Below are 12,530 nucleotides of genomic sequence, written 5' to 3' on the forward strand. Positions count from 1 at the left end.
TCAGACCTCCCCCTTGCCCTTGCCTGCATCGATATCGCGTTCGGCTTTTTGCAGCGTATCGCGCATGATCGCACGCCATTCCTGCCGTGTGCCCGGCAGGCTCATCCAGTGCATGCAACGGCGGAACAGCAGGATGGCACCGAGCAGCGCCAGCACTTCCAGCACGGCGAGCGCCGCCAGCGCCCAAATCCATGAGCCTAGCCATTTGGCCAGCAGGAAGCCGATCAGGCTGAGCAAGGTGAGACCGAGCCCTACCCCGGCAATGGTCGCGCCCAGGCCCGCGGCAAGCAGCCAGGACACGGCGCTGCGCGCCAGCCCCAGTTCCGCGGCGAGCAGGCTCAGTTGCGCGCCGAACAGACTGCGCACCGCGCGCGCGAGTCGGCCAAGATCGTCGAGCAAGCTGCCCGAAGCCGCTGCGCCGGATGGCTCCGGCTGCGCGGCTGCTTCGTGGTCGTGCACGGCATCGTGCATGGGCCGCCTCCGTGCCTGGTTGACGGCCAAGTTCAGCGACGCAGGATGCGGCCGAGCAACCAGCCGGCACCGAGAGCAATGGCTACAGCCTGCACGGGTTTTTCGCGCACGTATTCGCGCACGTCTTCCAGCCATTCGTCGGCGCGTTCCCTGGCTTGGTCATAAGCTTCACGCCCGCGCTCGGTGGCTTCGGCGACCTTATCGGTAGCGCGGTTGGCGGCGTGCGCAGCCTTGTCGGTGGCGTGATGCACGCGTTCCTCGACACGGTCGGCGGCGCGATCGAATTTTTCCTTGCTGTTCGCCACGGCATCGGAAGTCGCCTGCTTGATGCGTTCTGCACCTTGCTCGATGCGTCCGTGGGCGTTGTTTTCGTTCGTCTGGACTTCGTTGTTCATGACGTTACTCCGTGAGGTCAAGAATGGTCACTCTAGCCGTTCGCCAGGCTGTTGGCTGAACCTTTCTTCGCGCTGTTCAGCTGGCCCGCCGAAAAAAGGCAATCACGGCCAGAACCAGGAATAGCACGAACAATAGCTTGGCGATCCACGCGGCAGTACCGGCTATGCCGGTAAAACCAAGTAGGGCAGCGATGACAGCGATGACCAGAAAGACCAGGGCGTAATGCAGCATGGCACCATTCCTCCTCGATCCGAGGGCATCCTGTCGCCACCCCGTTTTGCATGTTCCATAGCGCATGCTGTGCTGGCGTGAAGAGCTGCTCCGTTTGGTGCTGGCCGCCCTACGCCGGGACGCTGGGGTTGAGACTGTAGGTTCCGGTAAGCAGGGCCTCCGCCAGGACACGGCCGGCCATCGCCGCGCGCAGCTCTTCGAGCGAGAAACCCGTCGCCAGCGCCAGGCGCGGCGTATCCAGGGCGTAGACGCGGAAGTGATAGTGATGCAGCAGTGAATCGTTCCAAGGCGGGCATGGGCCGTCGTAGCCCAGATAGGTACCTTCCATCTGCACGTCGCCAGCGAACCAGTCGGTATAGCTATTGACGCCTTGCACACTGCCGGGCGGCCCATCGGGCTGTTGCTTGCCGCGTGGCGTGATCTCGTCGCTGCAGGCGCCTTTGGCCAGTTCGCCGCACTCGACGGGAATGTTGGCCATCAACCAGTGCACGAATTCCACCCGCGGCAGATCGGCCGACACGCTGCGGCCTTCCTTGTTCACGTCATCGGGTTTGCCCGGTACGTCGTTGTCGATACAGGTGAGCACGAACGAACGCGTGCCGGACGGCGCATCTTTCCAGGCCAGATGCGGACTGCGGTTGTCGGACAGCACCACCGGTTTGCCGAGCCTGGCGAAAGCCAGCTGCGGCGGAATCGGTTGGCCGTGTTGGAAGTTGTCGCTGCGTAGCTGCATGGGAATCTCCGACGCCAGGGGAGCCCGTGGGTTCAGGGCAGGCTTGTGCCGGTGCGAGTCGGCGTTTGTCCGACGGTAACGTGCACGCCATGATCCGATTGTGACAGCCCGGCATGCACCGGGCTCAGGAGTGCGGCGACTGCCCTGCGGCGATGGCGTTGAAACGCGCGGCGATGTAGTCGTCGCAGAAGCTGGTCATATCCCAGCCGCGAATGAATCCGCAGTGGCCGCCATGCGTCGCGATGTCCAGTTCGACGTTGCTGGGCAGCTCGAGCTTTTCGAACGCGCCGACCGGAATCACCGGATCGTCGCGCGCCGTAAGAATGGTGGCCGGAATCTGCATGTCCGCCAGTGCGTGGCCCGCCACCGAATAGCCATCCAGATAGGCTTCGAGCGAGCCGAAATCGGTGTGGCGCAGCACCAGCGACTCGGTGAGGCCGCGCAGATTCTGCTTCAGCTCCTGCAGCTCGAAGTATTGAACTTCCGGAAACGCCTTTTGCTTGGCGCGCAACGAGCGCCGCCACTTGTTCATGAAGTACGCCTGGTAGAACCATGGCGCGGATTCTTCCAGCGAGAACAGGCCTTCGCTGGGATCGATGATGGGACACACCGCCAGCGCGTAGTCGAGCGGAATGCCATGTGCCGGCGCTTGCATCGCCACGCGCAGCGCGAAATTGCCGCCCAGCGAGAATCCTGCCAGCGCCATCACGCGCGCCGGCCAGCGCTGCGCGATATCGCCCAGCGCATGCGCCACTTCATCGAGGCGGCAGGAATGGAACAGTGCTTCGTTGAGGCCATGGCTTTCGCCGTGGTCGCGAAAATTGAGGCGGAAAATGTCCCAGCCATCGTCCAGCAAACGGCTGCCGGTTTGCAGTACATAGGTCGAATCGACGCTGCCTTCCCAGCCATGGAACAGCACCGCCAGGCCGCGCGACTGGGACTGCGTGGTTTGCGCGGTGAACGAACCGGTCAGGCGAATGCCGTCGCCACCATCCACCAGCACCTCCTGTGCACCTTTCAGCACACGGTAGGCGCTGCGCGGCAGCAGCCTGCGCCGCACGCCGCTGGAGGACAGCATGGTTTGAATATGCCCGTTGGTCAGCGGCCAGGGCGGCTGAAAGTCGCGTCCTTGCGGCAAGGGTTTGCTCAATGTGTCCACGTGGCTTGGGTTGCCGCGGCGCGGTCGTCAGGTGGTAGGGCGCGGCGCGCGGCCTGGCGGGTGATCCGTTCAAGCCGCACGCTGCCGCATGGCGGGCGCTCCGCGGCAACCCGAGTCGCGCGGGCGCGTTGAGTCCCTCCAGTCATGCAGAACGATCCTGGAGCGCGGCGGCGATCCGCTCGCGCGACAGCTCGGCCATGCGGCGGCGCCCGTCGGGACTGGCCGGCACCGGTTCGAGGAAATGCACTTCGGCATCCATTGCCGGGCCGCCGAGCATGCGCAGGAAGTTCTGCATGAAGTTCTCGTTGTCACGGAAGCCGGCATCGATCTGCCGCGTGCCCCCGCGCACGAAGCGCAACGCCACCGGTTGTACCCGCACCTCGGCATCGAGCGCAGCCTGGAAGATGCGCGCATGGAACACTTTCAGCACGCCGTTGTGACCGGTACCGCCTTCGGGGAATACCGCCACGGAACGGCCGGCGCGCAGGCGCTCCACCATCACCTGCATCACTGCCGCCAGCGAATGATTGTTGCCGCGCCGATGGAAGATGGTGCCGCCGCTCGCCGCCAGCCAGCCGACCAGCGGCCAGCTGGCGATTTCGGCCTTGGCCACGAAGCAGGCCGCGCGCTGGCTGTGCAACAGCTCGATGTCGATCCACGAGGTGTGGTTGGCGACAAACAGCACCGGATCGCGCAGCGGTTGCCCGACGCGCACCGAGCGCAAGCCGAAGATGCGCATTAGCCCGGTGGACCAGGCGCGGATCATGCGATGGGTGAACGGCTCGCGGCCGTTCTTCATGACGTCATGGCGACGCCAGGTCAGAATCAACCCGCACAGCAGAATGCCCAGCACGACGTGCACGAGCAGCAACGGTACGCGCCACAGATAACGCAGCGGGCGCAGCAGGTCGCGGTCGGGAGTGGTAACGGCTTCGATGCTCATCAGCAGTTAGTTTAGCGTTAACGACGTCCTATCGGCAGTGCAACATCCTCTGCAAACGAGTTGAAGCGCGATGCCTTACGTCGATGCGTCGATCAAACGCCGCGCCATCATGCCCAGCACGCGTGCTGGTCCGCCCTCGCCGAAGGCCTGGCCTGACACGTAGCTGCCCTCGATCAGCAACAGCAGCCCATCAGCCAGTTCCTCAGGATCGCGCGCATCCATGCCACGGCACATCTCGCGCAACCGTTCGCGCAGGTGTTGCTTGCTCTCCACGGCAACCTGGTGTGCAGGATGATCGTGGTGGGGATATTCGATCACTGCATTGGTGAGGCCGCAGCCGCGATAGCCGTCGCGACTGGCGCGGCGGGCAAGCCGGTCCAAATAGGCGAGCAGATGCTCCCTGGGATCGTCGGGATGATCGGTGCCGGGTGCTTCGAAACGTTGGCAGAACCGTTGGTCGTAATCGCGCAGGTAGGCAGCGATCAGTTCGTCCTTCGATTCGAAGGCGCGATACAGGCTGGGCTTGGTGACACCGGCCTGGTTGACGATTTCCTCCACACCGACGGCACGGATGCCTTCCCGGTAGAACAGGTCGAAGGCCGTGTCGCGGATGCGGTCGGCGGCACGTCGCGGGGCGTCGGAAGAAATGTCGGGGGAAGATTTAGAACGCATGGCCATAAGCGAGATAGTTGACAATGTTACCGATCGGTACGTACGCTGCGCTTCCGCCCCGTACCGATCGGTAACATGACTATACAGCGCCGCCGGCCGTTCGGCCAAAACTATGCCTTCGTGGTGCTCGCCGTGGTGTTTCTGGCCTTGCTGGCGTCGGCCGGCATGCGTGCCACGCCCGGCGTGCTGATGCTGCCGCTTGGCCGCGCCTTCGGCTGGAGCCGGGACGATATTTCGTCCGCCGCCGCGGTCGGCATCCTGCTCTACGGCTTGATGGGTCCGTTCGCCGCGGCGCTGATGCAGCGTTTCGGCATCAAGCGAGTGCTGCTTGTCGCCCTGGCGCTGATGGCGCTGGCGGCCGCTTCCAGTGCGCTGATGACGCGGCCCTGGCATCTGCTACTGACCTGGGGCGTGCTGTCGGGTGCCGGCACCGGCTGCGTGGCGGTGGTGCTGGGCGCAACCGTGGTCGGTCGCTGGTTCAGCGCCCATCGCGGCCTGATGATGGGCTTGCTGACCGCCAGCACCGCTACCGGCACGCTGATCTTCCTGCCCGGTCTTGCAGCCATTGCCGAGTACGCCGGCTGGCAGCCGGTGGTGCTGACCATTGCCGCGGTCTGTGCACTGCTGCTGCCACTGGTGCTGTGGCTGATGCCGGAGCGCCCCGCCGACATCGGTCTCACGCGCTACGGTGCCGCACCGAATGAACAGGCCGACGCAACAGCATCATCCGGCAACCTGTTTGCATTGACCTTGGGCACCCTGCACCGCGCCAGCAAACATGGCGTGTTCTGGCTGCTGTTCGCCACGTTCTTCGTGTGCGGCTTCACCACCAACGGCCTGATCGGCACGCACTTCATCGCGCTGTGCGGCGACCACGGCATTCCGGAAGTGCGCGCGGCCGGCGTGCTGGCGATGATGGGCGTGTGCGATCTGATCGGTACCACGGCCTCTGGCTGGCTGACCGATCGCTTCGATCCACGCAAGCTGCTATTCGTCTATTACGGCTTGCGCGGCCTGTCGCTGATGTACCTGCCCTACTCGGATTTCTCGCTGTACAGCCTATCGCTGTTCGGTGTGTTCTACGGCCTGGACTGGATCGCCACGGTGCCGCCCACGCTGCGCCTCACCACCGAAGCCTTCGGTGAACGCGATGCGCCGGTGGTGTTTGGCTGGGTGGTGGCGGGGCACCAGGTGGGCGCGGCGACGGCAGCGTTCATGGCCGGAGTCTTGCGCGTGCAGTTGGGCAGCTACCTCACACCGTTCGTGATCGCGGGGGCTACCGGCGTGGTCGCCGCCTGCCTGGCTTTGCGCATTCGGCGCCACAGCGAGCCCGTGCGTTTGCACGTGGCGGGCGAGAACGCGTAATCAACGCTCCAGCTGAGTCAGCGGCAAGGCGCCGGCCCGTTTCACGGTGCGCAGCACGAAGCTGGAGTTCACATCCGCCACGCCGGAGGCATTGAGCAGGCGATCCAGCAGGAAACGCGAGAAGTGCTGCAGGTCGGCCACATAGACGTGCATGAGATAGTCCATGTCGCCGGTAAGCGCATAACAGGCCACGATTTCGTCCCAGCCGTTCACTCGCTCCACAAAGCGCTCGATCACATCGCTTTCGTGGCGGGTGAGCTGCACGCGCACAAAGGCCTGCAACCCCAGCCCTACCGCTTCGGGGTCCACTTGGGCGCTGTAGCCGGTGAGCACTCCCTCCCCCTCCAGTCGCTGCAAGCGACGTAGGCAGGCGGAAGGCGACAAGCTCACCCGCTCGGCCAGTTCGGCGTTGGTGATGCGTCCTTCGGCCTGCAATGCGGCCAGCATGCGCAAGTCGGTGCGATCCAGGCTGACCATGCACGATACCTCGATCTGCTCGGGTGATGGCGCATGATTATTGCGCACATGGCGCTTTTACATGCAATAAAACAAGGAACATGCGCGGTATGGGACGTATTCTATTGATCACCGCAAGCCGTTTCCGGAGCCGTCGATGGATACCTCCAGCCCCCCGCGCCGCGTGGAACACCAGCAGACCGACCGTGGCTATGTCCCCGTCTACGCCACCGGCGTGGTGGAGCAGCCCTGGTCGAGCTACAGCCGTACCGACCACGAGGTATGGGACACGCTGTACCAGCGCCAGCGCGAGCTGCTGCCCGGCCGGGCCTGCCGCGAATTCCTGGAAGGCGTAGAACGCTTCGGCCTGGGCGATGGCGGCATTCCCAGGTTCGCCGATCTCAACCAGGTGCTGGGCAAGGCCACTGGCTGGGAACTGGTCGCCGTGGAAGGCCTATTGCCGGACGAGGTGTTTTTCGACCACCTCGCCCATCGCCGATTTCCGGTGTCCTGGTGGATCCGCAAGCCCGAACAGCTCGACTACCTGAGCGAACCGGACCTGTTCCACGACTTGTTCGGCCACGTGCCGCTGCTGCTCAATCCGGTCTTTGGCGACTACATGCAGGCCTACGGTCGCGGCGGCATGAAGGCGTTCGGCATCGGCCCCGAGGCGCTGATGAACCTGACGCGCCTGTACTGGTACACGGTGGAATTCGGCCTGATCAACACCGACGAAGGCATGCGCATCTATGGCGCCGGCATCGTCAGCTCCAAGGGCGAATCGATCTACTGCCTGGATTCACCGGCCCCGAACCGCATCGGCTTCGGCCTGGAGCGCGTGATGAATACGCGCTACCGCATCGATACCTACCAGCAGACTTATTTCGTGATCGACAGCTTCGAGCAGTTGTTCGAGGCCACGCGGCCGGATTTCGCACCGATCTACGCCAAGCTCAAGCAGCAAACGGCGCATGCAGCGGCGGATGTGCTGGCGAGTGATCGCGTGTTCAACCGCGGCACGCGCGAAGGGTTTGCGACCGACGCGGATACATGACCTTTCCTTCCCCTCTCCAATGAGGAGGGGGGTTGCTGCCGCGGCACGTAAAGGGCGAACAGCCATTCGCCGTGTGGAATAAAGTTGCTCCCGCAATGCCCACTCTCACTCTTTGTTGATGTGGCGTGGCGTAGGTTCGCGCGCGCAGGGGATGCGCAAAGGGAATGTCAGGGAGCCCCACGATGAAAGTTATGCGTCTAGCGCGTCGCCTGATGGCGACAGCGCCATTTGTTCTGGCGCTTCTGTCCACATCGCTGACCACGGCCGCCGCTGCAACACCAGCTGGGCAAATCGCGTCGATCGATCCGCATATACCGGCTGCTGCTGGACAACCGTGCGTCGTCGAGCTGATGCACGATCGAACTTGGCCGGAACCGACCAACTCCGTCATCATTGATCCGAATTTCAGCTATGTGCCACCGTCGGCCTGTCCGCCGCCTTGGGCGAAGGTCATCCTGGAGGTGCATATTCAATCCAGCTGGCGCTCGGTGGTGGATACGCTCGGCATGGATCTGGCCCATGTGCGGTTGTTTCGTAGCGCCATACCGCACTACGACGGCACCTCTAGCTGGTCCATCGAGCGCGACTTGACCGATTACAGTGCATTGTTCAAGTCGCCTCAGAGCGGTGTTATCTGGAGCGCCGAGCTCGATGACATCCAAATCCCCAACAGCCCGACCTTTACCGGGAGCGCAGAGCTGCTGTTCTACCCGGCTACTCCCGCCACGCCGGCGCCCCGAGTGCCGGATGTGGTTGTCGCGGTGAATCTGGATGCGCCCGTCGCCCTGCCTCACAACATCGAACGCGCTTATCTCGATGTCGAAGGTAACTATCAAAGCATGCCAGCCAATACGCAGGACAACAATCACGTGTTTTGGTACACCTGCTACAGCGCTGACTCGAACAACTTACAGCTCAAAAATCTCAGCGCGTTTTACTTTGCGCCTGGCAATGCCGATTACTACTCGCCCTATTTGCAAATGGAAGGGTGCCCTGGCGGCAGCTTCCGTGAAACCAAGATCGGAGTAGACGGCACGCCCGCGGGCATTGCTCCGGCGTTTCCCCTTGTTGTCGCCGATTTGAACTGGACATTCCTGCGGAATACCGCAGACGAGCCGATAACAACACTGGAAATGCCTAATCTCAAGCCTTACCGGGTCGATCTGACCCCCTTTGCGGCCATCCTGAGTGCAGCCGGCCCACACAGCATTACAGCCGACAATCGTGCCCAGGTGCTAAATCCCGACGCCGACGGCAGCAGAAATGGAGGCACGACATTGCTGCTCTATCTTGATAAGCAAAGCACTCAGATAACAGGCGCCGTAACACTCAACACGCTTGCCACCGAGAATGGCGCCCCTACCGACGTCGACACGATCGTAGGCGATGGCATCACGAACCAGGGCGACATCAAGACACAACAGCACAGGGATTTCCAGATCCACGGCTTCATCAACACGTCGCGCGGCCGTATCGATTCGTGCGTGCATCAGATAAGCCGTTTTGCCAATACGCAGGCTTTTCAGCTGGAAAGCAGCTCGCCGCAATACCAAAGTCCCGAGGCAGTTCCGGAGCTGTATAGCCAGACTATTTCGTTGACCAACAACGTGGAGCAGATCAGCAGCCGAAGGATCGGGCACTGGCTGATCAGCTGGGACCGGACTCGCATCCAGTATCCCCTGCAAATGACTTACTACGTCGCCGGAAAGTCCGTGTTCGAAGAATACGTCCCTCCCTACGAGACACTTAGCTTGCTGAACTACAAAGTGGCAATCACACAGCGGCGTGTCATCGACGAAGACCATTACCGGCCCGGCGTCGGAACCTTCACCGCGCATACTGACAGCGGGTTCCATTCCTTCCGAAAGGGTGGCCCTGCCGAAACGGATACCGACTGGACGAGCTTCACCACCCGCGATTACACCGACAATTTCGGTAGTTGTTATCGCGCGAAAATGACATCCAGCAATGGCGCGATCACTGATATCAATCGTGGCCAGCGTTGCCCTGGCGGCCACAACTGGGTGGTTTGGTTTGCACATCCGGATGGTTCGCCACAAAACGCTGGCTGGTGATCCAGAGAGGAAAGCGCACCTTGGGCGAATGGACGCCCCAGGGGCGCTTTTTTTGCGTAGGGGACGTATCGTCGTGGACGCGCGACGCGCGCTTGAGTCAATGTGTTAAATCACCGCTCGTGCACGTCCACCCACGGCTTGGGCAGCGTGATCCACGATTCGTAACCCATACGGTTCATGTGCAGCCCATCCTCGACGAACCACTTCGGCTGCGGCTGGCCATTCGCTCCCAACCTCGGCGTAAACACATCGATATACGTCACATTCTTTTGCGTTGGCGCATAGTCGCGCGCGTCAGCTGATGGTGGAAGTGGCCAGCATGATCCCGTCATGGACTTCGCCAGCGCATCAACGCCGCTTCAACTCGCTGACTTCGAGAACTTGCGCAATATGCTGGCCATCCCAGCGATAGATCAGGTGTTGCGCCTGCACGCACGGCGCCACCACGTCGGGATAGAACGCCGCCAGGCATTCGCCGCCGCGATGGCGCACGCTGTCGTACACGATGCCGTTGGAGCCTTCCTCCAGCAGCCTGCGCGCCAGCTTGACGCTGTCAGCGTAGCTGTCCGGATCATGCGCCTGCATCCAGCCGCCGCGGATATCGTGCAGCTTGCAATCGACGCTGGTCTGATAGCAGCGCATTTCGGCATCGCAGGCAGGTTCCGAGGTGGCCGCAAGGAAACGCTCGCGGTGGTACACGGTTTCTTCCACCGCGGTGATCATGTTGCGCGCCGCGTAGAACACGCCCCAGGTGCCGTCGGAAAAACGGCTGCCTTCCGGATTCAGGTGGGTGAATGCGGCCATCACCGGCGTCGAGCCCGGGCCGGAGATGCGGCGATCGCGCGGTACCAGGCGCAAGGCATCGGCCTCTTCGCGCAGGCGCGGATTGGTCATCACTTCGATGGCGAAGATGGCATCCATGTCGGCCGGATCGGCAATGCGATCGAACAGGCCAGCCGGCGGAAAGCGGCTCGGCACGATGCGATAGGCATGCGTCCAGCGGATGCGGCGTAAGGGCGGCGTGTCGATAGGCATGGCGTGGTCCGCGGCACATCACCGCAGCATCGGTGTTCGTCCCTGTTCGACGGGAATGGAAGGGTGCCGGAATGGCTTCTCGCCGACTGCGACGAAGTGCTTACCAGCCGCGTTGCGCGTCCAGATATTGCCGCACGACGTACAGATCGGCCACGTTGCCCGACAACATGCGCTCCAACGCCGACTGCCCGCCAAACAGTGGCGAGCGGTTGGGTTTGTGCAGCCATGCATCAGCTTGTTCGGGATTGGGAAACAGGATCTGCAGCGCCTTGTAGATGCCCAGCAGATAGCTGATGCGCTCCAGCGTGTCGCGCCCCAGCGCGCCATCCTGGTGGCGTTTCCACTTGTAGAACGTGGACTCGGGCGGCTCGCCGAGCAGCCTGCGCTGTTCGGTAATGCGCAGGTTCCAGCGCTCGGCCATGTTGAAGAACGCCCGCAAGGCGGGGCCGCTCAGTTCTTCGGCAGGGGTTAGCCTGGTCAAGGCGTGGGCTGTCATGGCTGACTCTCCCGATGAAGTTTAAATGCATACTACTTCATCTGTGAAGTTCTTGCCAATGCCCTTCGCGCCAAGCAAGCGGCTAATGCTTGGCGCAGTCGCAATCGTAGTCCGGCTCCGGGCCGCCTTCGGCAATAAACCGGTCGATGCGCTGCTCCAGCACCGGCAAGGGCACCGAACCCAGGGACAGGATGGTGTCGTTGAACGCGCGCAGGTCGAATTTCGGCCCTAGCGCTTTTTCGGCCTTGGCGCGCAGCTCCATGATCTTGAGATAGCCCAGCTCGTACGAGAGCGCCTGCCCCGGCCAGCTGATGTAGCGGTCGACCTCGTTGGCGATTTCGCGCTCGGACAGCGCGGTGTTCTCGGTCATGTAGTCGATCGCCTGCTGGCGCGTCCAGCCCAGGTGGTGGATGCCGGTGTCGACCACCAGGCGGCAGGCGCGCCACATCTGGTAGGTCAGGTAGCCGAAGTGCTGGTAGGGCGTCTTGTAGATGCCCATTTCGTTGCCGAGGTATTCCGAGTACAGCGCCCAGCCTTCGCCATAAGCGGAAATGAAGCTGTTGCGGCGGAACGCGGGCTGGTCGTGCTGCTCCTCCGCCAGTTCCAGTTGCAGGGCATGGCCGGGATACGACTCGTGCAAGGTCAGCGCCGGCATGTTGTAGAGCGGGCGCGAGGGCAGGTCGTAGGTATTGACCAGATAGACGTCCGGGCCGCCGCGGCCGGAGGTGTAATACGGCGCGATCGCGTCCGGCACCGGCTCGATGGTAAAGCGCGAGCGCGGCAGGTGGCCGAAGAACTTGCCGAGCTGGCCATCCACTTCCTTCGCCACCCATGCGGTCTGGTCGAGCAGCGACTGCGGCGTCTTGGCGTAGAACTGCGGATCGGTGCGCAGGTAATTGAGGAAGTCGGCGAAGCTGCCCTTGAAGCCGGTCTGCTTCATCACGTCCAGCATCTGCGCGTGGATCTTCGCCACCTGGTCCAGGCCGATCTGGTGGATCTGGTCGGGCGAGATGTCCAGCGTGGTGTATTCGCGGATCTGCTGGCGGTAATAGGCCTTGCCGTCGGGCAGCGCCTCGGCGGCCAGCGTGGTGCGCGCCTGCGGCACGTACTCGTCGTCGAAGAACTTCAGCAGGTTGGCATAGGCGGGAATCACCTGGTCGCGGATGCGCTGCAGCGCCTCGCCGCGCAGCGCCTGCGCCTGGTCGGCGGGGATGCCCGCGGGCATCTGTTCGAAGGGTGCGTAGAAACTGCTGGCCGTGGGGTCCGTGAGGTCCGCCACGGCGGCGATGGACTTGTCGCGGCCCGCCAGCACCGCGCGCGGCACGCTGAATCCGCGCTTGAGGCCCAGCCGCATGTTGTCGATCTGCTGCTGGAAATAGTGCGGAATCTGGCCGAGGCGGTCGAGATAGCGCCGGTAGTCGTCCAAGGTGCGCAGGCGGTCGCT

General features: G+C 63.0%; 15 protein-coding genes. 3 read left to right on the top strand and 12 right to left on the bottom strand.

Annotated features, from left to right (window positions below):
* From VMA74_RS03355 to VMA74_RS03385, 7 genes are all read right to left on the bottom strand, one after another.
* Positions 1-471: an ABC transporter ATP-binding protein gene (locus VMA74_RS03355; protein WP_325364801.1), complete on the bottom strand. Its 471-nt coding sequence runs from the start codon at positions 469-471 to the stop codon at positions 1-3.
* 32 nt (positions 472-503) lie between these two features.
* Positions 504-866, bottom strand: coding sequence for a hypothetical protein (locus VMA74_RS03360; protein ID WP_325364803.1), 363 nt, complete (start codon positions 864-866; stop codon positions 504-506).
* Between the two features lie 76 nt (positions 867-942).
* Positions 943-1,098, bottom strand: a complete 156-nt coding sequence (locus VMA74_RS03365) for a DUF1328 domain-containing protein (RefSeq protein ID WP_325364805.1) — start codon at positions 1,096-1,098, stop codon at positions 943-945.
* A gap of 109 nt (positions 1,099-1,207) precedes the next feature.
* Positions 1,208-1,831: a YbhB/YbcL family Raf kinase inhibitor-like protein gene (locus VMA74_RS03370; RefSeq protein WP_325364807.1), complete on the bottom strand. Its 624-nt coding sequence runs from the start codon at positions 1,829-1,831 to the stop codon at positions 1,208-1,210.
* 124 nt (positions 1,832-1,955) lie between these two features.
* On the bottom strand, positions 1,956-2,909 hold the full coding sequence (locus VMA74_RS03375) for a YheT family hydrolase (RefSeq protein WP_325364829.1): 954 nt from the start codon (positions 2,907-2,909) through the stop codon (positions 1,956-1,958).
* A 223-nt stretch (positions 2,910-3,132) separates the two neighbouring features.
* Positions 3,133-3,933 carry a lysophospholipid acyltransferase family protein gene (locus tag VMA74_RS03380; protein ID WP_325364809.1) on the bottom strand — a complete coding sequence of 267 codons (801 nt, stop codon included), beginning with the start codon at positions 3,931-3,933 and terminating at the stop codon, positions 3,133-3,135.
* Between the two features lie 75 nt (positions 3,934-4,008).
* The gene (locus VMA74_RS03385) at positions 4,009-4,605 is read right to left on the bottom strand and encodes a TetR/AcrR family transcriptional regulator (RefSeq protein WP_325364811.1); all 597 of its coding nucleotides are present in this window, start codon (positions 4,603-4,605) and stop codon (positions 4,009-4,011) included.
* Between the two features lie 75 nt (positions 4,606-4,680).
* Between VMA74_RS03385 and VMA74_RS03390 the strand changes: the two genes are divergently transcribed.
* A complete protein-coding gene (locus VMA74_RS03390) occupies positions 4,681-5,970 on the top strand; it encodes an MFS transporter (protein ID WP_325364813.1) in 1,290 nt (429 codons plus the stop codon).
* Here VMA74_RS03390 and VMA74_RS03395 read toward each other — a convergent pair whose 3' ends face one another.
* Positions 5,971-6,447 (bottom strand): Lrp/AsnC family transcriptional regulator, encoded by a 477-nt coding sequence (locus VMA74_RS03395; protein ID WP_325364815.1) that lies wholly within the window; start codon positions 6,445-6,447, stop codon positions 5,971-5,973. It lies immediately after the preceding gene.
* 136 nt (positions 6,448-6,583) lie between these two features.
* Here VMA74_RS03395 and phhA point away from each other — a divergent pair, with 136 nt between their 5' ends.
* Complete coding sequence (gene phhA, locus VMA74_RS03400; RefSeq protein WP_325364817.1) at positions 6,584-7,480, top strand: phenylalanine 4-monooxygenase; 897 nt, start codon at positions 6,584-6,586, stop codon at positions 7,478-7,480.
* Positions 7,481-7,662: 182 nt separating this feature from the next.
* Positions 7,663-9,555, top strand: coding sequence for a peptide-N4-asparagine amidase (locus VMA74_RS03405; protein WP_325364819.1), 1,893 nt, complete (start codon positions 7,663-7,665; stop codon positions 9,553-9,555).
* Between the two features lie 110 nt (positions 9,556-9,665).
* On the opposite strand, the gene VMA74_RS03410 is transcribed toward VMA74_RS03405, so the two are convergent.
* The 4 genes from VMA74_RS03410 to VMA74_RS03425 all read right to left on the bottom strand — a co-directional run.
* On the bottom strand, positions 9,666-9,818 hold the full coding sequence (locus VMA74_RS03410) for a hypothetical protein (RefSeq protein WP_325364821.1): 153 nt from the start codon (positions 9,816-9,818) through the stop codon (positions 9,666-9,668).
* A gap of 85 nt (positions 9,819-9,903) precedes the next feature.
* Entirely contained in the window at positions 9,904-10,590 is a 687-nt protein-coding gene (locus VMA74_RS03415; RefSeq protein ID WP_325364823.1) for an RES family NAD+ phosphorylase, read from the bottom strand.
* Positions 10,591-10,690: 100 nt separating this feature from the next.
* Complete coding sequence (locus VMA74_RS03420) at positions 10,691-11,086, bottom strand: MbcA/ParS/Xre antitoxin family protein (RefSeq protein ID WP_325364825.1); 396 nt, start codon at positions 11,084-11,086, stop codon at positions 10,691-10,693.
* Positions 11,087-11,168: 82 nt separating this feature from the next.
* The coding region (locus VMA74_RS03425) for a DUF885 domain-containing protein (protein ID WP_325364827.1) at positions 11,169-12,530 on the bottom strand (1,362 nt) is incomplete at its 5' end.

The sequence above is a fragment of the Dyella sp. genome (genome assembly GCF_035508675.1).
GTDB lineage: Bacteria > Pseudomonadota > Gammaproteobacteria > Xanthomonadales > Rhodanobacteraceae > Dyella_B.

What these genes read in the sequence shown, in the direction of transcription:
- VMA74_RS03355 (WP_325364801.1), bottom strand. Translation starts at nt 471, where the DNA reads ATGCACGATGCCGTGCACGACCACGAAGCAGCCGCGCAGCCGGAGCCA.
- VMA74_RS03360 (WP_325364803.1), bottom strand. Translation starts at nt 866, where the DNA reads ATGAACAACGAAGTCCAGACGAACGAAAACAACGCCCACGGACGCATC.
- VMA74_RS03365 (WP_325364805.1), bottom strand. Translation starts at nt 1,098, where the DNA reads ATGCTGCATTACGCCCTGGTCTTTCTGGTCATCGCTGTCATCGCTGCC.
- VMA74_RS03370 (WP_325364807.1), bottom strand. Translation starts at nt 1,831, where the DNA reads ATGCAGCTACGCAGCGACAACTTCCAACACGGCCAACCGATTCCGCCG.
- VMA74_RS03375 (WP_325364829.1), bottom strand. Translation starts at nt 2,909, where the DNA reads ATGCTGTCCTCCAGCGGCGTGCGGCGCAGGCTGCTGCCGCGCAGCGCC.
- VMA74_RS03380 (WP_325364809.1), bottom strand. Translation starts at nt 3,933, where the DNA reads ATGAGCATCGAAGCCGTTACCACTCCCGACCGCGACCTGCTGCGCCCG.
- VMA74_RS03385 (WP_325364811.1), bottom strand. Translation starts at nt 4,605, where the DNA reads ATGCGTTCTAAATCTTCCCCCGACATTTCTTCCGACGCCCCGCGACGT.
- VMA74_RS03390 (WP_325364813.1), top strand. Translation starts at nt 4,681, where the DNA reads ATGACTATACAGCGCCGCCGGCCGTTCGGCCAAAACTATGCCTTCGTG.
- VMA74_RS03395 (WP_325364815.1), bottom strand. Translation starts at nt 6,447, where the DNA reads ATGGTCAGCCTGGATCGCACCGACTTGCGCATGCTGGCCGCATTGCAG.
- phhA (WP_325364817.1), top strand. Translation starts at nt 6,584, where the DNA reads ATGGATACCTCCAGCCCCCCGCGCCGCGTGGAACACCAGCAGACCGAC.
- VMA74_RS03405 (WP_325364819.1), top strand. Translation starts at nt 7,663, where the DNA reads ATGAAAGTTATGCGTCTAGCGCGTCGCCTGATGGCGACAGCGCCATTT.
- VMA74_RS03415 (WP_325364823.1), bottom strand. Translation starts at nt 10,590, where the DNA reads ATGCCTATCGACACGCCGCCCTTACGCCGCATCCGCTGGACGCATGCC.
- VMA74_RS03420 (WP_325364825.1), bottom strand. Translation starts at nt 11,086, where the DNA reads ATGACAGCCCACGCCTTGACCAGGCTAACCCCTGCCGAAGAACTGAGC.